24 protein-coding genes are annotated in these 22,676 nt (G+C 59.3%); 13 read left to right on the top strand and 11 right to left on the bottom strand.

Going from position 1 to position 22,676, the window contains the following annotated elements:
- The first annotated feature begins 244 nt into the window (after positions 1-244).
- From purM to NTD86_RS18520, 4 genes are all read left to right on the top strand, one after another.
- Entirely contained in the window at positions 245-1,303 is a 1,059-nt protein-coding gene (gene purM, locus NTD86_RS18535) for a phosphoribosylformylglycinamidine cyclo-ligase (protein WP_262204320.1), read from the top strand.
- Positions 1,303-1,953: a phosphoribosylglycinamide formyltransferase gene (gene purN, locus NTD86_RS18530; protein ID WP_262204319.1), complete on the top strand. Its 651-nt coding sequence runs from the start codon at positions 1,303-1,305 to the stop codon at positions 1,951-1,953. The genes purM and purN overlap by 1 nt, the downstream gene beginning before the upstream one ends.
- A gap of 8 nt (positions 1,954-1,961) precedes the next feature.
- A complete protein-coding gene (locus NTD86_RS18525) occupies positions 1,962-2,687 on the top strand; it encodes a DUF3108 domain-containing protein (protein ID WP_262204318.1) in 726 nt (241 codons plus the stop codon).
- Positions 2,688-3,045: 358 nt separating this feature from the next.
- A complete protein-coding gene (locus NTD86_RS18520; protein WP_262204317.1) occupies positions 3,046-3,231 on the top strand; it encodes a hypothetical protein in 186 nt (61 codons plus the stop codon).
- A 125-nt stretch (positions 3,232-3,356) separates the two neighbouring features.
- On the opposite strand, the gene NTD86_RS18515 is transcribed toward NTD86_RS18520, so the two are convergent.
- The 7 genes from NTD86_RS18515 to NTD86_RS18485 form a co-directional block, all read right to left on the bottom strand.
- Positions 3,357-3,902, bottom strand: coding sequence for a DUF2058 domain-containing protein (locus NTD86_RS18515; RefSeq protein WP_048369732.1), 546 nt, complete (start codon positions 3,900-3,902; stop codon positions 3,357-3,359).
- 22 nt (positions 3,903-3,924) lie between these two features.
- Positions 3,925-4,758, bottom strand: a complete 834-nt coding sequence (gene mazG / locus NTD86_RS18510) for a nucleoside triphosphate pyrophosphohydrolase (RefSeq protein ID WP_262204316.1) — start codon at positions 4,756-4,758, stop codon at positions 3,925-3,927.
- Positions 4,759-4,852: 94 nt separating this feature from the next.
- Positions 4,853-7,108, bottom strand: a complete 2,256-nt coding sequence (relA, locus tag NTD86_RS18505) for a GTP diphosphokinase (protein WP_262204315.1) — start codon at positions 7,106-7,108, stop codon at positions 4,853-4,855.
- Positions 7,109-7,227: 119 nt separating this feature from the next.
- Positions 7,228-8,580, bottom strand: coding sequence for a 23S rRNA (uracil(1939)-C(5))-methyltransferase RlmD (rlmD, locus tag NTD86_RS18500; RefSeq protein WP_262204314.1), 1,353 nt, complete (start codon positions 8,578-8,580; stop codon positions 7,228-7,230).
- Positions 8,580-9,482, bottom strand: a complete 903-nt coding sequence (gene cysM / locus NTD86_RS18495; RefSeq protein WP_262204507.1) for a cysteine synthase CysM — start codon at positions 9,480-9,482, stop codon at positions 8,580-8,582. The genes rlmD and cysM overlap by 1 nt, the downstream gene beginning before the upstream one ends.
- Before the next feature lie 174 nt (positions 9,483-9,656).
- Positions 9,657-11,024, bottom strand: a complete 1,368-nt coding sequence (locus NTD86_RS18490) for a sensor histidine kinase (protein WP_262204313.1) — start codon at positions 11,022-11,024, stop codon at positions 9,657-9,659.
- Positions 11,014-11,730 carry a response regulator transcription factor gene (locus NTD86_RS18485; protein ID WP_262204311.1) on the bottom strand — a complete coding sequence of 239 codons (717 nt, stop codon included), beginning with the start codon at positions 11,728-11,730 and terminating at the stop codon, positions 11,014-11,016. The genes NTD86_RS18490 and NTD86_RS18485 overlap by 11 nt, the downstream gene beginning before the upstream one ends.
- 211 nt (positions 11,731-11,941) lie before the next feature.
- Here NTD86_RS18485 and NTD86_RS18480 point away from each other — a divergent pair, with 211 nt between their 5' ends.
- Genes NTD86_RS18480 through NTD86_RS18465 form a run of 4 tightly spaced genes read left to right on the top strand, consistent with a single transcriptional unit; the run spans position 11,942 to position 16,603 of the window.
- Positions 11,942-14,707, top strand: a complete 2,766-nt coding sequence (locus NTD86_RS18480; protein WP_262204506.1) for a response regulator — start codon at positions 11,942-11,944, stop codon at positions 14,705-14,707.
- Positions 14,708-14,747: 40 nt separating this feature from the next.
- Positions 14,748-15,737, top strand: coding sequence for a 2-hydroxyacid dehydrogenase (locus tag NTD86_RS18475; protein WP_262204310.1), 990 nt, complete (start codon positions 14,748-14,750; stop codon positions 15,735-15,737).
- Positions 15,738-15,764: 27 nt separating this feature from the next.
- Complete coding sequence (locus NTD86_RS18470; RefSeq protein ID WP_262204309.1) at positions 15,765-16,202, top strand: hypothetical protein; 438 nt, start codon at positions 15,765-15,767, stop codon at positions 16,200-16,202.
- Entirely contained in the window at positions 16,199-16,603 is a 405-nt protein-coding gene (locus NTD86_RS18465) for an META domain-containing protein (RefSeq protein ID WP_262204307.1), read from the top strand. Before NTD86_RS18470 ends, NTD86_RS18465 begins: the two co-directional genes overlap by 4 nt.
- Before the next feature lie 79 nt (positions 16,604-16,682).
- Here NTD86_RS18465 and NTD86_RS18460 read toward each other — a convergent pair whose 3' ends face one another.
- The gene (locus NTD86_RS18460) at positions 16,683-17,144 is read right to left on the bottom strand and encodes a TlpA disulfide reductase family protein (RefSeq protein ID WP_262204305.1); all 462 of its coding nucleotides are present in this window, start codon (positions 17,142-17,144) and stop codon (positions 16,683-16,685) included.
- Positions 17,145-17,269: 125 nt separating this feature from the next.
- On the opposite strand from NTD86_RS18460, the gene arsC reads away from it, so the two are divergent.
- From arsC to NTD86_RS18445, 3 genes are read left to right on the top strand one after another with little or no spacing between them, the layout of a single operon-like run.
- On the top strand, positions 17,270-17,623 hold the full coding sequence (arsC, locus tag NTD86_RS18455) for an arsenate reductase (glutaredoxin) (RefSeq protein ID WP_262204303.1): 354 nt from the start codon (positions 17,270-17,272) through the stop codon (positions 17,621-17,623).
- Entirely contained in the window at positions 17,620-18,225 is a 606-nt protein-coding gene (gene wrbA, locus NTD86_RS18450) for an NAD(P)H:quinone oxidoreductase (RefSeq protein WP_262204301.1), read from the top strand. Before arsC ends, wrbA begins: the two co-directional genes overlap by 4 nt.
- On the top strand, positions 18,218-18,640 hold the full coding sequence (locus tag NTD86_RS18445; protein ID WP_262204300.1) for a DUF2069 domain-containing protein: 423 nt from the start codon (positions 18,218-18,220) through the stop codon (positions 18,638-18,640). Before wrbA ends, NTD86_RS18445 begins: the two co-directional genes overlap by 8 nt.
- Here the strand turns inward: NTD86_RS18445 and NTD86_RS18440 are convergent.
- Together NTD86_RS18440 and ttcA are read right to left on the bottom strand one after the other, a co-directional pair.
- Positions 18,624-19,295, bottom strand: coding sequence for a DNA-3-methyladenine glycosylase I (locus NTD86_RS18440; protein ID WP_262204299.1), 672 nt, complete (start codon positions 19,293-19,295; stop codon positions 18,624-18,626). The two genes, NTD86_RS18445 and NTD86_RS18440, sit on opposite strands and share 17 nt — an antisense overlap.
- A 56-nt stretch (positions 19,296-19,351) precedes the next feature.
- Positions 19,352-20,176 carry a tRNA 2-thiocytidine(32) synthetase TtcA gene (gene ttcA, locus NTD86_RS18435; RefSeq protein ID WP_262204298.1) on the bottom strand — a complete coding sequence of 275 codons (825 nt, stop codon included), beginning with the start codon at positions 20,174-20,176 and terminating at the stop codon, positions 19,352-19,354.
- 265 nt (positions 20,177-20,441) lie between these two features.
- Between ttcA and NTD86_RS18430 the strand changes: the two genes are divergently transcribed.
- Both NTD86_RS18430 and NTD86_RS18425 read left to right on the top strand, forming a co-directional pair.
- Positions 20,442-21,044 (top strand): Yip1 family protein, encoded by a 603-nt coding sequence (locus tag NTD86_RS18430; protein WP_262204504.1) that lies wholly within the window; start codon positions 20,442-20,444, stop codon positions 21,042-21,044.
- 152 nt (positions 21,045-21,196) lie between these two features.
- The gene (locus tag NTD86_RS18425; RefSeq protein WP_048369696.1) at positions 21,197-21,691 is read left to right on the top strand and encodes a SprT family zinc-dependent metalloprotease; all 495 of its coding nucleotides are present in this window, start codon (positions 21,197-21,199) and stop codon (positions 21,689-21,691) included.
- Positions 21,692-22,078: 387 nt separating this feature from the next.
- On the opposite strand, the gene NTD86_RS24360 is transcribed toward NTD86_RS18425, so the two are convergent.
- Positions 22,079-22,420, bottom strand: coding sequence for a transposase (locus tag NTD86_RS24360; protein ID WP_410016993.1), 342 nt, complete (start codon positions 22,418-22,420; stop codon positions 22,079-22,081).
- Between the last annotated feature and the right edge of the window lie 256 nt (positions 22,421-22,676).

Below are 22,676 nucleotides of genomic sequence, written 5' to 3'. Positions count from 1 at the left end.
GGTATACCTTATACAGCGTCGCGCAAAGCAGCCAGTACGACTAAAAAAGGTTTTTTTCGACAGATATAACCCTGCCTGTCGGCCCGAGGATGGCCGCTGCCCTTCAAGCCTGATAAAATCGCGCGCCTTCGCAGACCGGCGACAGCCGGGCCACCTGCAAATGCTCTGCTTCACACCTTGAGCACTTGCAACAGGCCCGCTGAGATCGGTCGATACCCCCGAATCCCCCCTAAAGGCCTGGATCATGAGCAAGCAACCCTCCCTGAGCTACAAGGACGCCGGTGTAGACATCGACGCCGGTGAAGCATTGGTCGAACGCATCAAGAGCGTAGCCAAGCGCACTGCGCGCCCTGAAGTGATGGGCGGCCTCGGCGGTTTTGGCGCCCTCTGCGAAATCCCGGCGGGTTACAAGCAACCAGTTCTGGTTTCCGGTACCGACGGTGTAGGCACCAAGCTGCGTCTGGCCCTGAACCTGAACAAGCACGACAGCATCGGCATCGACCTGGTTGCCATGTGCGTTAACGACCTGATCGTGTGCGGCGCAGAGCCCCTGTTCTTCCTCGACTACTACGCCACCGGCAAGCTCAACGTCGACACCGCCGCCCAAGTGGTGACCGGTATTGGCGCTGGCTGTGAATTGTCCGGCTGCTCGCTGGTAGGCGGCGAAACGGCAGAAATGCCTGGCATGTACGAAGGCGAAGACTACGACCTGGCCGGCTTCTGCGTGGGCGTGGTCGAGAAGTCCGAGATCATCGACGGCTCTAAAGTGGCTGCCGGCGACGCCCTGCTCGCCCTGCCGTCTTCGGGCCCGCACTCCAACGGCTATTCGCTGATCCGCAAGATCATCGAAGTGTCGGGTGCCGACATCGAAAACACCCAGCTGGACGGCAAACCACTGACCGACCTGCTGATGGCGCCGACCCGTATCTACGTCAAACCGCTGCTCAAGTTGATCAAAGAAACCGGCGTGGTCAAAGCCATGGCCCACATCACCGGCGGTGGCCTGCTCGACAACATCCCGCGTGTGCTGCCTAAAGGCGCTCAAGCGGTGGTTGACGTGGCCAGCTGGCAGCGCCCTGCGGTCTTCAACTGGCTGCAAGAAAAAGGCAACGTGAACGAAACCGAAATGCACCGCGTGCTGAACTGCGGCGTGGGCATGGTGATCTGCGTGGCTCAGGCTGATGTTGAAACCGCATTGAACGTGCTGCGCGAAGCCGGCGAGCAACCATGGGTGATCGGCCACATCGCAACGGCCGCCGAAGGCGCACCGCAAGTAGAGCTGCAAAACCTCAAGGCGCACTGATGCCCGATACCTGTGATGTAGTGGTGCTGCTTTCCGGCACCGGCAGCAACTTGCAGGCCTTGATCGACAGCCCTGAAGTCAAGGGCAGCCCGGCCAGAATCCGCGCGGTGATCTCCAACCGCGCAGATGCCTACGGCCTGCAACGCGCCAAAGACGCGGGTATCGACACCCGCGTGCTGGATCACACAGCATTCGAGGGCCGCGAGGCCTTCGATGCTGCACTGATCGAAGTCATTGATTCCTTCAACCCGCAACTGGTGGTTCTCGCCGGCTTCATGCGCATCCTCAGCGCCGGTTTCGTGCGTCACTATCAGGGTCGCCTGCTCAATATCCACCCTTCACTGTTGCCCAAATACAAGGGGCTGCACACGCATCAGCGTGCGCTGGAGGCTGGTGACAGCGAACATGGCTGTAGCGTGCACTTTGTGACCGAGGAACTCGATGGCGGGCCTCTGGTCGTACAAGCAGTCATTGCGGTAGAGTCCAACGACTCGCCGCACAGTCTGGCGCAACGGGTTCACGCCCAAGAGCACCTGATTTATCCGCTTGCAGTGCGCTGGTTTGCCGAAGATCGCTTGTCTCTTGACGAGCGAGGCGCATTATTAGACGGTCAATTACTCGCGGCCAGCGGCCACTTGATACGAACCTAGGAGACATTATGCGTCGTGCCCTGCTCCTCGCCCTGAGCCTGCTGGCTATCCCAGCAGTGCAAGCGGCCGAACTCCAGCCTTTCAAGGCCAGCTACACGGCCGACTGGAAACAGTTGCCCATGAGCGGCTCTGCCGAGCGCAGCCTGGTCAAGAATGGCAACGACACCTGGACCTTGAACTTCAAGGCCTCGATGATGATTGCCAGCCTGACCGAATCCAGCACCTTCGCGTTCAAGAACGGCAACCTGATCCCTCAGTCCTACAGCTTTGATCGTGGCGGCCTGGGTAAAGCCAAGGACATAAACCTGGACTTTGACTGGACGACCAACATGGTCACCGGCACCTTCAACAAAGATGCGGTCAAGGTCAAATTGCTCAGCGGCGTGCTCGACAAGTCTACTTATCAGCTGGCATTGCAGCGCGATGTACTGGCTGGCAAAAAGAGCATGAGCTACCAGGTGGTTGATGAGGATGGCGTAGACACTTACGACTTTCGCGTCATAGGCCCGGAAGTTGTCGAGACCAAAGCGGGCAAGGTAGACGCCATCAAGGTTGAACGCGTACGCGACCCTACACTGGACCAGAACCAGAACAAGCGCATCACCGAAATGTGGTTCGCCAAGAACTGGGACGGTTTGCTGGTCAAGCTGCGCCAGGTTGAAAAAGACGGCAAGGAATACAACATCATGCTGCAAGACGGCACGGTGAATGGTCAGGCCGTCAAGGGCAGTTAAGTCAGCCACAAGCTTTAAGCTGCAAGCTTCAAGAAAACCTCGCTTCGGCGAGGTTTTTTTGTAGGCGCTGGCGAAGGCTGCGATCTTTTGATCTTTATAAGGCCGCAGCCTTCGGGCTTGCGCAGATCCTGCCAAGGGATTCGCCACGTCTCAAAAAACGCCTTCCTGCATGAAACTTTTGTCATAAAACTATTGGCAAAAACCGTAAACACCGCGCCACATAAGGCCTGCAGCGTTTGACGGTTTTTCTCAATATGACAGGGCGACAATTAGCTATTTACTTAGGAAGCTAACAAATTCTATAAAGAAGTCCTGCGACGTCTTGCCGCAGGTCCTTACCAGAATTTGGAGCAAGCAGATGACTATCACAGTAACTGAACGCGACGATTCACGTATGTTCCACCAACTTGTCGCCCATGGTGTACACCTGTGGGATGTTCATCAGGAAGACGTATTGGTCGGTATGTTTCACCGCGAAAGCGACGCTCATAATTACAAAGCCGAGCTGGAAAAGCTTGAAGCGTTGAAACAACAAAAGGCCTGAACCACCGCAACCACTGTCTTGAAAAACACAAACCCCGCCGAAGCGGGGTTTGTTTATTGCCTCGCGATCTTTGGATCTTTGAAAAGATCGCGAGGCAAGCTCGCTCCTACAGTATGTTCAACTTTTTACCACATCAGATCATCAGGGATCTGGTACGCCGCGTACGGATCGTCTTCTTCCGGGGTTTTCGACTCGACCAGCACGTTGAGCTGAACAATGCGACGCGGGTCGCGCTCCTGGATCTTCAGCGCCGCCTCACGCGGGATCACTTCGTAACCGCCCTGATGCTGCACGATCGCCAACGAGCCATTGGCCAGTTTGTTGCGCATCAAGGTGTTGACCGACAGGCGCTTGACCTTCTTGTCATCCACAAAGTTGTAGTAGTCCTCGGTGTTCAGCTTGGGCAGACGCGAGACTTCGATCAATTGCTTGATCTGTGCAGCACGGGCTTTTTGCTCGGCCTTTTCTTGCTGCTGGCGATTGAGCTCCTGATCACGCTTGATCTTCTCGGCCTTGGCTTCAGCGGCCAGGCGCTGCTGCGTGTCATCCAGCTCGATCTGGCCTTTATGGGCCAGACGCTGCTGCTTTTGCTTTTCTTTGCCGGCCTGCTTGGCCTGCTTCTCGTTGACCAATCCGGCTTTGAGCAACTGGTCGCGTAGGGAAATGCTCATTGTCTTACTCACTTAGGCAAACTCAGCCGCAGCTGGGCAAATTCTTTTCCTGGCGCTTGGCTTCACCCCACAGGGCGTCCAGGTCTTCAAGGGTGCAATCTTCAATGGGACGCAGGGTATCGCGCAATGCCTGTTCGATAAACCGGAAGCGTCGGTCAAATTTGGCATTCGCGCCGCGCAAGGCGGTTTCCGGGTCAACTTTCAAATGCCGGGCCAGGTTCACCACCGAAAACAGCAAGTCCCCCACCTCATCGCGGATCGCCGCCGAGTCGTTATCTGCCATGGCCTCCAGCACTTCGTCCAACTCTTCACGCACCTTATCCAGTACCGGCAAGGCGCCAGGCCAGTCAAAGCCCACCTGAGCGGCACGCTTCTGCAACTTGGCCGCGCGGGACAACGCCGGCAGCGCCACCGGCACATCATCGAGCAACGACAACTGCTGCGGCGCCACAGACTTCTCAGCGCGCTCCTGCGCCTTGATTTCATCCCAACGCTCCTTGACCTGCTGCTCGCTCAAGCGCGGTACATCCAGCGGCGCATACAGGTCGCCGGTGGGGAACACATGGGGATGGCGGCGGATCAACTTGCGGGTAATGCTGTCGACCACCCCGGCAAATTCAAAACGCCCTTCTTCGCGGGCCAGTTGGCTGTAATACACCACCTGGAACAGCAAGTCGCCGAGTTCGCCCTGCAAGTGCTCAAAATCGCTGCGCTCAATGGCGTCAGCCACTTCGTAGGCTTCTTCGAGGGTAAACGGGACGAGGGAAGCGTACGTTTGTTTGGTATCCCACGGGCAACCGTACTGCGGGTCACGCAGGCGGGCCATGAGGTTCAGCAAGTCGTCGAGGGTATACATCATTAATCCTTGGGCAGAACGATGTAGGAGCGAGCTTGCCTCGCGATCTTTTAAAGGTCAAAAGATCGCGAGGCAAGCTCGCTCCTACAATAGATCAACGGGGTTCGCTACGCCCGATACGGCGGGTTTCGATGATGTTCGGCAGTTGCGAAATACGCCCCAGCAAACGCCCCAATGCATCCAGCCCCGGGATCTCGATGGTCAGGGACATCAACGCCGTGTTGTCCTCTTTGTTCGAGCGGGTGTTGACCGCCAAGACGTTGATGCGCTCGTTGAGCAGCACTTGTGACACATCGCGCAGCAAGCCAGAACGGTCGTAGGCGCGGATTTCGATGTCGACCGGATACGTCGACACCGGGATCGGCCCCCAGCTCACCTGAATGATCCGCTCCGGCTCACGGCTACCCAGTTGCAGCACCGAGGCGCAGTCCTGACGGTGAATGCTCACGCCGCGCCCTTGGGTGATGTAACCGACAATCGCATCGCCCGGTAGCGGCTGGCAGCAACCAGCCATTTGGGTCAGCAAGTTGCCCACGCCTTCGATCTGGATATCGCCGCGCTTGCCCGGCTTGTAGCCCGAGGCTTTGCGCGGGATCAACTCGATCTGTTCGTTGCCGCGCTCCGGCTCGACCAGTTGCTGCGCCAGGTTGATCAGTTGGGCCAGGCGCAAATCGCCTGCCCCCAACGCCGCGAACATGTCCTCGGCGGTTTTCATGTTGGCTTTTTCGGCGAGCTTCTCGTAGTCCACCGCAGGTAAACCGAGGCGACCCAGCTCACGCTCAAGCAGGGTTTTACCAGCCGAGACGTTCTGGTCACGGGCCTGCAATTTGAACCAGTGAACGATCTTCGCCCGTGCCCGCGACGTGGTGACATAACCCAGGTTCGAGTTCAGCCAGTCGCGGCTCGGCGTACCGTGCTTACTGGTGATGATCTCGACCTGCTCGCCGGTTTGCAGGCTGTAGTTAAGCGGCACAATGCGCCCGTTGATCTTGGCGCCCCGGCAATTGTGGCCAATCTCGGTGTGCACACGATAGGCAAAGTCCAGCGGCGTTGCCCCCTTGGGCAAGTCGATAGCGTGGCCGTCCGGGGTAAAGATGTAAACGCGGTCCGGCTCGATGTCGACGCGCAACTGGTCCGCCAGCCCGCCGATATCGCCCAGCTCCTCGTGCCACTCCAGCACCTGGCGCAACCACGAGATTTTCTCTTCGTACTGGTTGGACCCGGCCTTGACGTCGGTGCCCTTGTAACGCCAGTGCGCACACACCCCCAGCTCGGCTTCTTCGTGCATGGCATGGGTACGAATCTGTACTTCGAGTACCTTGCCTTCAGGCCCGATCACCGCAGTGTGCAGCGAGCGGTAGCCGTTTTCCTTGGGGTTGGCGATGTAGTCGTCAAACTCTTTGGGAATATGCCGCCACAGCGTATGGACGATGCCCAGCGCGGTGTAGCAATCGCGCATTTCCGGCACCAGTACCCGCACCGCCCGCACGTCGTAGATCTGACTGAAGGCCAGACCCTTGCGCTGCATTTTGCGCCAGATCGAATAGATGTGTTTGGCCCGGCCGCTGATGTCGGCGTCCACCACGCCGGTGGCTTCAAGCTCGGTGCGCAACTGGTTCATCACATCGCTGATGAAGCGTTCGCGGTCCAGCCGGCGCTCATGCAGCAATGTGGCGATTTGTTTGTACTGTTCTGGTTCCAGGTAGCGGAAGGACAAGTCCTCCAGCTCCCATTTGATGTGGCCGATGCCCAAACGATGTGCCAGCGGCGCGTAGATGTCGAAGACCTCACGGGCAACGCGAATGCGCTTTTCGTCGGAGGCACTTTTGACTTCACGGATAGCGCAGGTACGTTCGGCCAGCTTGATGAGTGCGACACGCACATCATCAACCATCGCTACGAGCATTTTGCGCAGGTTTTCGACCTGCCCCTGGGAGCCCATCACCATCGATTGACGGGGGCTGAGGCTGGCGCTGATCGCAGCCATGCGCAGCACACCATCGATCAGCTTGGCGACCACCGGGCCAAAACGCTGGCTGACCGCAGGCAACTGAATCTGCCCTTCACGGACGCCACGATACAAAATCGCCGCGACCAGCGAATCCTGGTCCAGCTTGAGATCGGCGAGGATTTCAGCAATTTCCAACCCGGTTCGAAAGCTCGACGCGCCTTCAGTCCACAGGTTTTTTGCTGCATTGGCTTGCTGCTCCGCCTCGCGTGCGTACTCACACGCTTCTTTCAAGGCTTCACGGTCCAGCGCCACATCGACACTCACCGCATGATCAAGCCATGCCTCGAGGTTGAGACTGCCGTCTGTGTTGATCGGCTGGTGTGCTCTGACCTGTACCATCTTGCTTACCTTCCCTACGGCGCACGTTCAATGCGCCGATATACCGACCCGAATCCCAACACCATGCTCCAGGGTCTAGCGGCATGGGGTTGCGGGCCCGTCGAAATAGACAGACCTTCCTAGTCTGCTTCAAATAACGCCATCGCCTCGACATGTGCGGTTTGCGGGAACATATCGAGGATTCCGGCACGTTTTAACCGATACCCCTGTTTCATCAATTCAACCGTATCGCGGGCCAGCGTGGCCGGGTTACACGACACATACACCAAACGCTTGGCTCCCAGACCCGACAGCTTGCGCACCAGCTCATACGCCCCGTCACGCGGCGGGTCGAGGAGCACAGCGGCAAAGCCCTGCCCGGCCCAGTCAGCATCTACCAAAGGCTGCGACAGGTCGGCCTGAAAAAACGCTGCATTATGCAGCTTGTTACTGACCGCGTTTTGCGCGGCGCGTTCGACCATCGTCGTAACACCTTCGACGGCCACCACTTCGCGTACCTGACGCGCCAGTGGTAATGCGAAATTACCCAGCCCACAGAACAAGTCAAGAACCCGTTCGTCTGCCTGCGGCGCCAGCCAGTCCAGCGCTTGCGCCACCATGGCCTCGTTGACCCCGGCGTTGACCTGAACAAAGTCACCCGGCCGATAGGCCAATTCCAGATCCCACTGCTGTAAACGGTAGCCCAAGGTCTGCGTCAAATCGACCGGTTGCGGCTCACCGTCACCCTGTAGCCACAACTGGGCCTGATGGGTGGCACAAAAACCCTGTAAAACCTGTAGATCGGCTGCGCTGAGTGGCGCCATATGGCGCAGCAACACCGCGTTGGCCGACCCACTGAACAACTCGACATGCCCAAGGGCTTTCGGATTGCTCAATTGACGCAGCATGGCCGGCAGCCCACTCATGATAGGTTGCAAAGCCTGTACCAGCACCAAACAGTGGTCGATGGCGACGATGTCCTGACTGCCGGCAGCCCGGAAGCCGACGTCCAGCCGCTTGGCCCGTGCGTCCCAGCGCACCGCGATACGGGCCCGACGGCGATAGCCAAATTCCGGCCCGGTCAACGGTGGTGCCCACTCGTCGGGCTCGACGCCGGCCACGCGGGTCAACTGCTCGGCGAGCATGCGCTGTTTCAGTGCAAGCTGCTCATCGTGGGGCAGATGCTGAACACTGCACCCTCCGCACTTGCCTGCCAACTTGCAAGGCGCCACGCGACGGCTGGCACTGGCGGTGAATACACGCTCAGTGCGCGCCTCGACCACTTTACCGTGTGCCCCCAGCACCCGGGCTTCGACCTCTTCACCGGCCAAGGCCCCCGACACGAACCAGGTACGTCCCTCGATAAAGGCAATACCACGGCCGTCGTTGGCCAGGCGTTCGATACTCAATCGCTGTTTTTTGCCCGCAGGCACTTGCGGGGCCTTGGTGCCGCCAGTGGGCTGGAAGCGCAGGCCTCTCTCTTGCTTAGCCATTAGTTAGGCGCATCGTAAATGCCAGTCGACAGGTAACGGTCGCCACGGTCGCAAATGATGCCGACAATCACGGCGTTTTCGACTTCCTGGGACAGACGCAGCATAGCGGCTACCGCACCGCCCGACGAAACGCCGCAGAAAATGCCTTCTTCGCGAGCCAGACGACGCATGACGTCTTCGGCTTCGCGCTGAGCCATGTCGACAATGCGGTCAACACGGTCAGCCTGGTAGATTTTCGGCAGGTATTCGGTCGGCCAGCGGCGAATGCCCGGAATGGCCGCGCCTTCCATCGGCTGCAAGCCGACGATCTGCACCTGGGCGTTTTGCTCTTTGAGGTAACGCGAGACACCCATGATGGTGCCCGTGGTGCCCATGGAGCTGACGAAATGAGTGACCGTACCTTGGGTCTGACGCCAAATCTCCGGGCCGGTAGTGGTGTAGTGCGCCTGCGGGTTATCACCGTTGGCGAACTGATCGAGCACCTTGCCACGGCCTTCGGCCTGCAGCTTGTCGGCCAGGTCGCGCGCACCTTCCATGCCCTCTTCCTGGGTCACCAGAATCAGCTCGGCGCCATAAGCCGTCATGGCCGCCTTGCGCTCGGCGCTGGAATTGTCCGGCATGATCAGGATCATCTTGTAACCCTTGATCGCTGCGGCCATGGCCAAGGCAATACCAGTATTACCCGAGGTGGCTTCGATCAAGGTATCGCCCGGCTGGATCTGCCCACGCGTTTCAGCGCGGGTGATCATCGACAGCGCGGGACGGTCCTTGACCGAGCCCGCCGGGTTATTCCCTTCGAGCTTGAGCAAAAGCGTGTTGGTGGTGTTGCCGGCCAGGCGCTGCAAGCGCACCAGCGGCGTGTTACCGATGCAATCGGCGATAGTTGGGTACTGCAAGGTCATGGCGTATTCGCAATCCAGACTGCGGGGGGGCACATCATACCGGCAAACGCCGATAGCCCATATCACGCAAAGTGCAAAGCTTATGGCGAAAGGCTATAAGCAGAAGGAATAGTATTTGTAGGAGCTTGCCTCGCGATCTTTTGATCTTTAAAAGATCGCGAGGCAAGCTCGCTCCTACTGCTTGGGCGGGTCTGCGATGGGCAGGCGCAGGTGCACGCGCAGCCCGTGCTCGGTGTTTTGCGCCCACAAACTGCCGCCCTGCACACGCAGGGCATTGCGCGCGATGCTCAAGCCCAGGCCAAAGCCGCCGTCGCCGGGGCGCGAGCCATCGAGGCGGATAAACGGGTCAAAGATCCGCTCAAGCGCTTGCGGGGCGACACCGCCGCCCTGATCATCGAGCCACACATGCCACTCACTCCCTTCCCGCTGGCCACCCAGGCTGACAATGCCATCTGCCGGGGAATGCCGAATAGCATTGCGCAAGATGTTCTCCAACGCCTGGGCCAAGCTGTTGAGGTGGCCTTTGACCCAGCAATCAGCCCCCAGCCGACATGGCAGTCGTGACGCATCCCAGCCGCTCTCGAAACGCGCGTTTTCGGTCAGCATCTCCCACAGCGCCTGGATCTGGATGTCTTCAACCGGCAATGGCCCGCGTTCGGCATCCAGCCAGGCCAGTTGCAAGGTGTCTTCCACCAGGCGTTGCATGCCATCGACCTCTCGGCTCAAGCGCTCGCGCAAAGCTTCAACGCCCTGCTCGCTGTCACAGGCCACGCGCAGACGGCTCAATGGCGTGCGCAGTTCATGGGACAAATCACGCAGGAGCTGTTGTTGCTGGCTGACCGTACTTTGCAAACGTTCGGACATTTGATCGAAGGCCCGGCCCAATTCACCCAGCTCGTCCTGACGACTGGTGGTCTGGCTCGACAGCCGCACGCCCAACTGATCAGCGCGCCAGGCATTGGCCTGCTCGCGCAACTGGTTCAGCGGCACGATCAACAAACGGTACAGCCCCACGCACAGCAGCAAGGTGAACACGCCGGGGATCACGCCATTAATAAGGAAACGCCAGACCCGTTGCGAAAGCCCCGGCATGAAGCGCTGCGGCAGTTCAATCACCAGGTAACCGGCTGTCGGGTCTTTGGGGAACGGCACCTTGATCCAGGGCCGGACCCGATTGATATGGCTGATGGGCCAGTCCAGACCGCGCAAAAAAGTCATGCGTTGGGCTTCGAGGTCACTCAGCGGATAACTGCTCAGCGCCTGCAAGTCCTGGCCAACCACGCCCACCCACCCCTGCTCGGTCTTGCCGAACGCCTGCAGCCATTGGTCGACGCCGGCTTGCTGGCCCTTGTCCCAGGCCTGTTCCGCTTCCCCGGCATAGCGGATCAGCGTGCTCTTGGCCTCATCGGTCAAGAAACCGGTGCGCTTGTCCATGTAGCGGCCCCAGGACCAACTGAGCCAGATCATCAATAAGCAGAAAGCCACCAGCAAACAGGCGAGCTTCCAGAACAGCGAATGCTTGCCGGGCAGCTTAGAGCGCATCACAGGCGCTCAACACATAACCTTTGCCCCACACCGTGCGCACTTCCCGCTCGTGATAGCCGATAGCCTTGAGCTTGCGACGGATTTGGCTGATGTGCATGTCCAGGCTGCGGTCATGGGCCGAATAGCCCCGCTGCAATACCTGCTGATAAAGGAACGCCTTGCTCAGCACCTCGTCAACGTTACGTTGCAGGGTGTCGAGCAAGCGGTACTCACTGCGGGTGAACCCGGCCCATTGTTGGCCGTAACGGGCATCTGCCGCGTCTTCATCGAGCACCAGCGCACTTTGGGCCATTACCGGCGCTTGCGGCGGCATGCGGTCCAGCGCCACACGGCGCAGGATGGCCTGAATACGCACGCGCAATTCCGCGATGCTGAACGGCTTGGGCAGATAGTCATCGGCGCCCAGTTGAAACCCGCTGATGCGGTCGGCCTCTGCCCCCAGCGCCGACATCAGGATGACCGGCAGGGCGTGGGTCTGGCGCAATTGCGTCAACACCTGCAAGCCATTCATGCCCGGCAGCAGGATGTCCATCAGCACCACGTCAAAGTGTTCATGGGTGGCGCGACTCAAGCCCTCCGGGCCGTTCTGGCACCACACCACCTCAAACCCGTGGCGCACCAATTGCTCATGCAAATAGGTACCCAGCACGGGATCGTCTTCAATGGCCAGAAGCCTTGAGGGTTGAACAGCTACGGGATTCATTAGCGTCTGCAAGTCATTCTCAATGGCTGATTATTCAAGATTGAGCCATCACGGGCAACCGGCACGGCCGTTGCACTGCCTTTTAAGTGGGCGCTGTTCGGACTGAAGGTAAATTTACACAGATTTGCCACGTATCAAATGGCTACACTGCGAGCTGATCTATAACGAACGTCATAAGGATGCTTTGACCAATGCCGGGCTGGAGAGTGGTGTGCTGAAAAACCTCGGGATAAAAGGCCGCGTATTGCTGCTGACCTTGCTGCCCGTCACGTTGATGGCGGTGGTATTAGGGAGTTACTTCACGTGGCTGCAGCAATCGGAACTGGAGTCGCAGTTGTTGCAGCGCGGTGAAATGATCGCCGAACAACTGGCGCCACTGGTTGCGCCCGCCATGGGTCGGCATGACACGGCCCTGCTGCAACGTATTGCCAGCGAGTCCCTCGATCAGCAAGACGTGCGCGCCGTGGCGTTTTTGAGCGCCAATCACGAGCCGCTGGCCCACGCCGGGCCGACCATGCTCAATCAGGCCCCGATGGGCAACAGCTCGCAATTGCTGCAACGCACTGACAGCGACGCCACACGCTATTTGCTGCCGGTCTTTGGCCGCCATCGCAACCTGGCGGGCGACGTCATCCCCAACGAAGCCCACCGCCTGCTGGGCTGGGTCGAGCTGGAGCTGTCACACCACAACATGCTGTTGCGCGGCTACCGCAGCCTGTTCGCCAGCCTGTTGCTCATCGCCACTGGCCTGGTGCTGACCACCCTGCTGGCCTTGCGCATGAGCCGCACGATCAACGCCCCGATCGGCCAAATCAAGCAGGCGGTCGCGCAACTCAAGGACGGCCAGTTGCAAACCCGTCTGCCGCCATTGGGCAGCCAAGAGCTGGACGAGTTGGCCTCAGGCATCAACCGCATGGCTGAAACCCTGCAAAATGCCCAGGAAGAACTGCAACACAGCGTCGACCAAGCCACCGAAGACGTTCGGCAAAACCTCGAAACCATCGAAATCCAGAACCTGGAACTCGATCTGGCGCGCAAGGAAGCCCTGGAAGCCAGCCGGATCAAGTCGGAATTTCTGGCCAACATGAGCCACGAGATCCGTACACCACTCAACGGCATTCTGGGGTTCACGCACCTGCTGCAAAAAAGTGAACTCACGCCACGCCAGTTCGATTACCTACACACCATCGAAAAATCGGCGGACAACCTGCTTGGGATCATCAACGAGATTCTCGACTTCTCGAAAATCGAGGCCGGCAAGCTGGTGCTCGACAGCACCCCGTTCAACCTGCGCGACTTGTTGCAGGACACCCTGACCATCCTCGCCCCCTCGGCCCACGAAAAAGGCCTGGAGCTGGTCAGTCTGGTGTACCGCGATACCCCGCTGTCCTTGATCGGCGACCCACTGCGGCTCAAGCAAATCCTGACCAACCTGGTCAACAACGCGATCAAGTTCACCCGTGAAGGCACGATTGTCGTACGGGCCATGCTTGAAGATGATGACGACAACACTACCAGTGGCGGCGTCCAACTGCGCATCAGCGTACAGGACACCGGAATCGGGCTGACCAGCCAGGATGTACGGGCGCTGTTCCAGGCCTTCAGCCAGGCCGACAACTCGCTCACGCGCCAAACCGGCGGTACGGGCCTTGGCTTGGTGATTTCCAAGCGCCTGGTGGAGCAGATGGGCGGCGAGATTGGCGTTGAGAGCGAGCCGGGTGAAGGCTCAATGTTCTGGATCAGCGTCAACCTGCCCAAAGCCCATGACGATGTTGAAGACCTGCCTGTCACCCCGCTGCTCGGCCATCGCGTGGCCCTACTGGAGAAGCACGACCTGGCCCGTCAGGCCATGCTCCACCAGCTCGAAGATTGCGGGCTCAGCGTGACGCCGTACCTGACGCTGGACAACCTCGCCAACGGCGTGACCAGCGCGCACCAGACCGAGCATGCGATCGAACTGGCCGTGCTGGGCGTGACCGCCCACGACATCCCGCCCGAGCGCCTTAACCAGCATATCTGGGACCTGGAGCACCTGGGCTGCAAGGTTCTGGTGTTGTGCCCCACCACAGAACTGGTGCTGTTCAACACCGCCGTGCCCAACCCCCACAACCAGTTGCAGGCCAAACCTGCCTGCACGCGAAAAGTGCGCAGGACGCTGATCGAACTCATCAACCCACAGCAACCCCGTCACGAGCCCGGTGAAATACTGGCCAGCCGTGCGCCACGCATTTTGTGCGTGGATGACAACCCGGCCAACCTGCTGCTGGTGCAAACCCTGCTCGAAGACATGGGCGCCAAGATCACCGCCGTGGACAGCGGGTATGCCGCCGTGGACGCCTTCAAGGCAGAGGACTTCGACCTGGTCCTGATGGACGTGCAAATGCCCGGCATGGACGGCCGGGAAACCACCGAAGTGCTGCGCCAGTGGGAACAAAAGCGCCTGTCTTCGCCGGTGCCCATTGTTGCCCTGACCGCCCACGCCATGGCCAACGAAAAACGTGCCCTGCTGCAAAGCGGCATGGACGACTACCTGACCAAACCCATCAGCGAGCGCCAATTGGCTCAAGTCGTCTTGAAGTGGACCGGCCTGGCCTTGCGCAATCAAACCAACGACGGCATCCAAGAGCCCGCACGCCAATCCAACAAGCCAGCCGTGCTGGATGCCGAGGAAGGGTTGCGCCTGGCGGCGGGCAAGGCCGATTTGGCCGCCGACATGCTGTCGATGTTGCTGGCCTCGCTGGAAACAGACCGCCTGGCCATCCGCCAGGCCCGTGAAGACAATGACACCGAAGCCCTGCTCGAACGCGTGCATCGTTTGCACGGTGCCACCCGTTACTGCGGCGTGCCGCAATTGCGCGGGGCCTGCCAGCGCAGCGAAACCTTGCTCAAACAAGCCAGCCCTGAAGCCAGCGCCGCTCTCGACGAACTGGATCAAGCCATCCTGCGTCTGGCCGAAGAAGCACGCAGCAAGGCGTAACGCAGGATTGCGGTCTCACCCAACCTCCAAGGAAGCACTGATGCGCACGATTCTTTTCAGCAGCCAGACCTACGATCAGGACAGCTTTAGCAGTGCCGCACAGCCCGGCGACCTTGAGCTGCACTTTCAGCCCGCGCGCTTGAGCTTCGACACCGCAGCGCTGGCCCATGGCTATGAAGTGGTCTGTCCGTTTATCAATGACGACTTGAGCGCAGAGGTGCTTGAACAACTGGCCGCGGGTGGCACCCGCCTGATCGCCCTGCGCTCAGCCGGTTACAACCACGTCGATCTCACTGCCGCCAAACGCCTGGGCTTGAGCGTGGTGCGAGTGCCTGCCTACTCGCCACACGCGGTGGCTGAACACGCCGTGGCCTTGATTCTGGCACTCAACCGACGCTTGCACCGGGCCTATAACCGCACCCGCGAAGGCGACTTCACCCTGCACGGTCTGACCGGTTTTGATCTGGTGGGCAAAACCGTGGGGATCGTCGGCACCGGGCAAATCGGCGCGACGTTTGGCAAAATCATGGCCGGCTTTGGCTGCAAGCTGCAGTGCTTTGACCCCTACCCCAATGCCGAGCTGGTCGCCTTGGGTGCCGAGTACGTGAGCCTGGCGCAGCTTCTCGCCAGTTCGCACATCATCAGCCTGCATTGCCCGCTAACCGCCGACAACAAGCACCTGATCAACCGCCATTCACTGGCTACCCTGCAACACGGGGCCATGCTGATCAACACCGGGCGCGGCGCTCTGGTGGATACGCCAGCGCTGATCGAGGCACTCAAAAGCGGCCAGTTGGGCTATCTTGGGCTGGATGTATACGAAGAAGAAGCCCAACTGTTTTTCGAAGACCGCTCCGACCTGCCCCTGCAAGACGACGTACTGGCGCGCTTGCTGACCTTCCCGAACGTGATCATCACTGCGCATCAAGCCTTCCTGACCCGCGAAGCACTCAGTGCGATTGCCACGACGACCCTGAACAATATCGCGGCCTGGCGCAAAGGTGCCCCACAAAACCTGGTCGAAGGTTGATAGCATAGCGGCCCATTTGGAGGACCCATGGTCGAACACGATTTCCGTTACAACCTGCTTAGCCCGCAGCACACCTTGATTGAATGCCGTGCCCTGATGCCGGGCCGCTACCAAGTCACCGGCAATGGTGGCTCGATCCAGAACGACGACGTGCTGATTGTGACGCTCAAGGGCAGCAAGGACTTGTCCATGCGCCTGACCGTCGAAAAAGTCCGCCACCTGATCAACCCGCGCGGTCAGTGGGTTGCCGTGGCCCATGGCCCGGTGTTTGGTGAACTGGCGATTCATGAGTGGCAAGTCAACTGCGACGGCTGCGCCAAACAACTGAAGTTCGAGTTCGCGGTCGACGCCAAGCTGGGCACCAAGGCCCAGAAACCTGCAGCCAGCGCGCGAATTGCCGAGCTGGGCTGGCGCACTGAAGACAACAAGCACCTGTGCCCGCAGTGCCAAAAGGCCGCGCTATGAAACGCGGCTGCCTGCTGGTGTTACTGGGCGCCAGCCTGGTGGGCTGCGCAGGGCACTCGCCGCAATTACAGCGCAACCATGCTTACGTGGTGGAGTGGATTGGCGAACGTCCGTTGATGGACTACAGCCACCTGACCGTGACCTTTGATGACGGTGGCCGGGCCTATGGCAACGGCGGCTGCAACCATTGGTTCGCGCCGTACACCCTGGACGGTGACAAGTTGACCTTTGGCCCGATAGGCAGCACCCGTAAAGCCTGCGCCCCGGCATTGATGGAACAGGAGCAGCGTTTCTTCAACGCTTTGCAGACCGTACAGCGTTGGGACGTCTCGCCGATTGAGCAAGTGCGCTTCTGGCCAGCTGAAGGCCTGCCATTGCGGCTGTGGCCTGAAGAAAGCTGACCTGCTTGTCGTCGCTGACAAAGCACGAAGGCTGCGATGCGGATCGCAGCCTTCGTGCCTGGGCAGCGACTACAGGTGACTAACCGCGCAATTCCTTCAGCTTGGCCAGAATCCCCGCGGCCGTCTGCTCACCCAGCATCTGTGCCCGGACCTTGCCCTTGTCATCAATGATGTAGGTCACCGGGAGCGCTTCACTGCGAGGCAGATCAAAGGTATCGGCCGGGTCCTGGGCCAATACGGTAAAAGTGATGCCCATCGCGGTGCTGGCATCGCTCAGTTCCTTGCCCTGCAGACCGTCGAAGTTCACCCCGAACAAGCCCACCGACTGCCCCTGCAACTGGGCTTCCAGCGAGTTGAGTTCCGGAATCTCTACCCGACACGGCCCACACCACTCGGCCCAGTAGTTGATCACCTTCCATTGCTTGTCCAGACGTTCGGACGCGACCTTCTCTCCATGTTGATCGACCCCGTAATCATTCCCGCACCCTGCGAGCAATAACGTAGCGGCGACGGCAGTGACCGCCAATAGTCGCTTGAACATGTGCTGTTCCTTCTCGATTTAAGACAACCAAAGACATTAACAGGCGACCAATGACCGCACACGGTTCAGACACGCCTGTGAGGCGGGTAGAATACCCGTCACCTTACGCAAGAAGCGACCCGCTCATGACTGATCTGACGCTTTATCACAACCCGCGCTGCTCTAAATCGCGTGCGGCACTCGAGATTCTCGAAGCCCGCGGCCTGGCACCCACCGTGGTGCGCTACCTCGAAACCCCGCTGGATGCAGCGCAACTGCGCAGCCTGCTGGGCAAACTTGGCCTCAGCGCCCGGCAATTGCTGCGCACTGGCGAAGACGAGTACAAAACCCTGAACCTGGCCGACGCCAGCCTCAGCGACGAACAGCTGATTGGCGCCATGGCCACACACCCCAAACTCATCGAACGACCGATTCTGGTCGCAGGCGACAAGGCGGTCATCGGCCGCCCGCCGGAAAAGGTGCTGGAGCTCCTGCCATGAGCGCCCCGTACATCCTGGTGCTGTTTTACAGCCGCCATGGTTCAACCCGCGAAATGGCGCGACACATTGCCCGCGGCATTGAACAAGGCGGCCTGGAGGCGCGGTTGCGCACCGTCCCGGCGATCTCTGCCGAATGTGAAGCCGTGGCCCCAGACATTCCCGAGCAAGGTGCACTGTACGCCAGCCTTGATGACCTGAAAAACTGCGCCGGCCTGGCGCTCGGCAGCCCGACTCGCTTCGGCAACATGGCTGCGCCGCTCAAGTACTTTCTGGACGGCACCAGCAACCTGTGGCTGACCGGCGCCCTGGTGGGCAAACCGGCTGGCGTGTTCACCTCAACCGCCAGCCTGCATGGCGGCCAGGAAACCACACTGCTGTCGATGATCATGCCCCTGCTGCACCACGGCATGCTGATCACTGGCCTGCCTTACAGCGAATCGGCCCTGCTCAACACCAGCGGCGGCGGCACGCCCTATGGCCCAAGCCACCACGCGGGTGCCGATGGCAAGCGCAAGCTGGATGAACACGAAATCGCCCTGTGCCGGGCGCTGGGGCAACGCTTGGCCGCCACTGCCCTGAAGCTGGAGAGCCCGCGTGGCTAAAAAGCCCAAGGTGCTGGCGTCGCGTGAATGGCTGGAACTGCGGGTGCGCTGGATGCGAGCCCTGAGCCTGGCGTGTTTTTTTGGCTTGATCGGTTTGCTGTGCGTGTATTACCTGGTGTTCGCCAACCTGCACGGCGCACGGCCCTGGGTGATCGTGCTGATTGAGCTGGTGCCGTTGCTGATCCTCGTGCCTGGCATGCTCAAGGGCAGCCCGCGCGGGCACGCGTTCACCTGCTACGTGGTGAATCTGTACCTACTCAAGGGGGCACTGGCCGCCTTTGATCCAAACCGGCAGGTGTTCGGCCTGCTGGAAATAGCCGCCAGTGTGGCGCTGTTCATCAGCGCGATGCTATTTGTGCGCTGGCGCTACCAACTGGACCGCCGGCTGGCGGGTGAAGTCAGTGGTTCACCGTAAACGCCAACATCTGCGACAACTGACACATCGGCCGGCCGCTGTCGGCGTGCCACTGGTTGAAGGCGTTTTGCACAATGGCCAGGTCGCGCAAGCTGGTTGGCACCTTGTCCACCAGCTTTTGTGCATTGAGCGCCGCCACGACGTCATAGCTCGGGACAAAGGTGTCTTTGCCGACCATCCGCAAAAACCGCGGCGCCGATAAGCCGCCCAGTTGATTCCCGTGTTTGGACAGGTATTTCCAGAGCCCGACAATGTCGGTCACTGGCCAGTCGGCGATAAACGCGCCGAAGCTACCGTGTTCGTGGGCAATGTCGAGGATCAACTGGGCATTGCGCGGCACGCTCTTGAGCTTGCCCAAATGGCGAATGATCCGTGCGTCCTGCATCAGGCGCTCCAGATGCTCGGCGCCCATGAGCACCACTTTTTCCGGGTCGAAACCGAAGAACACCTCTTCAAAGACCGGCCATTTGGCGTCCACCACGCTGTGCTTGAGCCCGGCACGAAATACCCGCAGTGCCAAGGTCGACAAATAGCGGTCGTCCGGGATCTTGCGCAGTTGCGCGGGCGTGCGAGGAACGGGCAGTTCGGCTTCCAGCGCGGCGGACGAACCAAAACGGTTCAAACAGTATTCGTGCAGCCATTGGTAGTCGCGCATGCCCTCTCCTCTAAGTCTGTGGGGGTGTCACTTTGGGTTCAGAGCCGCGAAGCGGCTTAGAGGTTCAACAGATTGACGAAGCGCGGGGTCGCGGTTTCGTCGATCTTCAGGCTGGCGAAGTCAAACAGGTTACGGTCGGCCAGTTGCGACGGATTCACGTGTTGCAGGCTGCGGAAGATGCTTTCAGTACGCCCCGGGTTCTTGCGTTCCCACTCTTGCAGCATGTCTTTGACGACCTGACGCTGGAGATTTTCCTGCGAGCCGCAGAGATTGCACGGAATAATCGGGAACTGCTGCAAGTCCGAATACGCCTGAATGTCCTTCTCGTTGCAGTAGGCCAGCGGGCGGATCACCACGTTACGCCCGTCATCGGAACGCAACTTGGGCGGCATCGCCTTGAGGGTGCCGTTAAAGAACATGTTCAGGAAGAAGGTCTCGACGATGTCATCGCGGTGATGGCCCAAGGCCATTTTGGTCGCACCAATTTCGTCCGCAAAGGTATACAAGGTGCCGCGGCGCAGGCGCGAGCACAGCGAACACGTGGTCTTGCCTTCCGGGACCAGTTCCTTGACCACCGAATAGGTGTCTTTTTCAACGATGTGGTAGTCCACGCCCAGCGACTTCAGGTAAGCCGGCAGCACGTCTTCAGGGAACCCCGGCTGCTTCTGGTCCATGTTCACGGCCACGATCGAAAATTGGATCGGAGCAACCTTTTGCAAATGCAGCAGCACGTCCAGCAACGTGTAACTGTCCTTGCCGCCCGACAGGCACACCATCACCTTGTCGCCGTCCTCAATCATGTTGAAGTCGGCTACAGCCTCACCGGTCAATCGGCGCAGGCGTTTCTGGAGTTTGAGTTGTGAGACCGAGAGAGTGCCCATAGCGCTTCAATTCCGCGTGTTAAGACCAAAAGCCGGGCATTTTACTGAAAAAAGCCCCGCACACGAACCCCTGAAACGCTTAGACCTCAACGCGATAAAGCTATAGCTAACAAAGTAATTAGCACTAAAGGACTAGAGCGATGACCGGCATGCGTTCCTATACTCCAATGAAGGCCGCCTGCCAGCAGGCCAAATCGGCGTGACCCGCGACGCGGCCCTGGAAGCTTCCGTCAAGGATGATGTGTTTGAAACAGGAGTGAGCGCCATGATCCACCATGTTCTAGGACTCTTTACCCACCCTGATCAGGAGTGGCGCCAGATCCGCGTCGATGCCGAGCAGAGCGTCAGCCGCATCTACCTCACCCACACCCTGATCCTGGCGGCGATCCCGGCGGTTTCTGCGTTTATTGGCACCACCCAGGTCGGCTGGACCATCGGCGGCAATCCGCCGGTGATGCTGACCCTGGACAGCGCGCTGTGGATGAGCGCGCTGTCTTACTTGGCAATGCTGGTCGGCGTGGGCGTGATGGCCACCTTCATTCACTGGATGGCCCGCACCTACGACGCCCTACCGAGCATGTCCCGCTGCGTGGCCTTTGCCACCTACACGGCAACGCCTTTGTTCATTGCCGGGCTGGCGGCGCTTTACCCGCAGATGTGGCTGGCAATGCTGGTGGGCACAGCGGCCATTTGCTACACCGTGTTCCTGTTGTTCGTCGGCATCCCCACCGTGATGAACATTGACCCGGATGAAGGCTTTTTGTTTTCAAGCTCGATCCTGGCCGTGGGTTTAGTGGTGCTGGTGGCGATTATCGCCTTCAGCGTCATCGTCTGGGGGCTGGGGATTGGGCCGACGTATATCTCCTGAGCCTGCTTTAAAGGTGCTCGCGATCTTTTGAAGATCAAAAGATCGCGAGGCAAGCTCGCTCCTACAGTGACGGGGGCAGACCATTCAGCGCCAAGCGCTTCGGAACCCTTTCCCCTTGCGGCATAATCGCCGCTTCTGGAGAACCGAACCGAATGCCCGAGTTACTCAACACCCGTGTCGAAGACTGCTTCAAACAGGCCGAAGTGTTTTTCAAGCGGCCTTTCAAGCGCCCTGTGGTCAGTTTCAAGTTACGCGGCCAAAAAGCCGGTGTCGCCCATCTGCATGAAAACCTGCTGCGCTTCAATCCTCAGTTGTACCGCGAAAACAGCGAAGATTTTCTCAAGCAAACCGTCCCCCACGAAGTCGCACACCTGATTGCCCACCAATTATTTGGCGACCGCATCGCGCCCCATGGCGAGGAATGGCAGTTGATCATGCGCGGGGTATACGAGTTGCCGCCCAACCGCTGCCACACCTACGCGATCAAGCGACGCACCGCGACGCGCTACATATACCGCTGCCCATGCCCCGACAGCGATTTCCCCTTCAGCGCCCAGCGTCATAACCTGGTCAAGCAAGGCCGGCGCTACCTGTGCCGCCGCTGTCGGCAGACGCTGGTGTTCAGTGGCGAGGCCCGGGTCGAGTAAAAACATGGCTTAGGGGGCGTAGACAAAATCATGTGGAGAGTCGGCGCTCGAGTATTCGTGCCTCGGCCAACCACACCCATGCTTCGCTTGCCTCAAAAAGACGGTCGTGGTGCATGATCAGTCGCCGAGCCTCTCATTTCAGGCATGAGTTCGCTCCACCACCCATCGCTTGGGCATGACCAAAAATCTAGCCTGAGCAGGTTCCACGGAAAAAAATCGCCTTGTTATGAGTGCCATTGTCCTGTTGCTCTGTTGTTCGGACCATGGATCACTTGAACATCGATCGCGTGCATTTGATGTGTGCGTTGTGCCCATTTTCCTGCGTACGCAGTATCAACAAAGAGCGTGACCAGTGACGGATATTGTTCCTTCGAGTAGGCCACCGCATCATCCGCAGCGTCCCGATCCTGAACGCTTGCATCTGCGGGTCGATTGCGAATCCAAGACAGCCGCTGACGGGCTGTCAGAGCGTTCTTCCCGTTCGCGCCATTGAGCTCGCAAGCGATCATGCATTTGCTCGAATTTGCCTTGAGCGCTCCACCGGCGGAAGGTCTTGTAGACATCGTCCCAATGAGGAAAATCGCAGGGTAGCAATTTGCCATTAGCACCCCGTGCGTACCACATAGCAACAGGCCTCCAGCAAGGTCCGCCGAGAATGAAGCGGCGGCCCCCTCGTCCGCCCCGGCATTCAAACAGCTTGGCGACCAGTGCCCACTCGGTATCTGTCAAGCAACTGGGCTATAGCGGCTCCGGCAGTTGGCGTCGGTGGCTTTCTTGTAGCCATACGATTTATTAGATTCAGGTGACTGGAAACAACCCTTGCCCCGCTGCTTTACAGGCGTAATAAAAAGATTGCCTACCTGTTATTTCTGACAGTAGTAAAAGCAACTGACATGCCACATGATAATTTTTACCTGACTGTCTGGAATCATAGAAAATGAATAGACTATTGTGTAAGACCGAGTCGCACAATCTTATTAATTCG

The organism is Pseudomonas sp. 7P_10.2_Bac1, from assembly GCF_025465935.1.
Lineage (GTDB): Bacteria > Pseudomonadota > Gammaproteobacteria > Pseudomonadales > Pseudomonadaceae > Aquipseudomonas.
The sequence above is the reverse complement of the archived record's forward strand: the minus strand, read 5'-3'. Positions and strand labels throughout refer to the sequence as shown.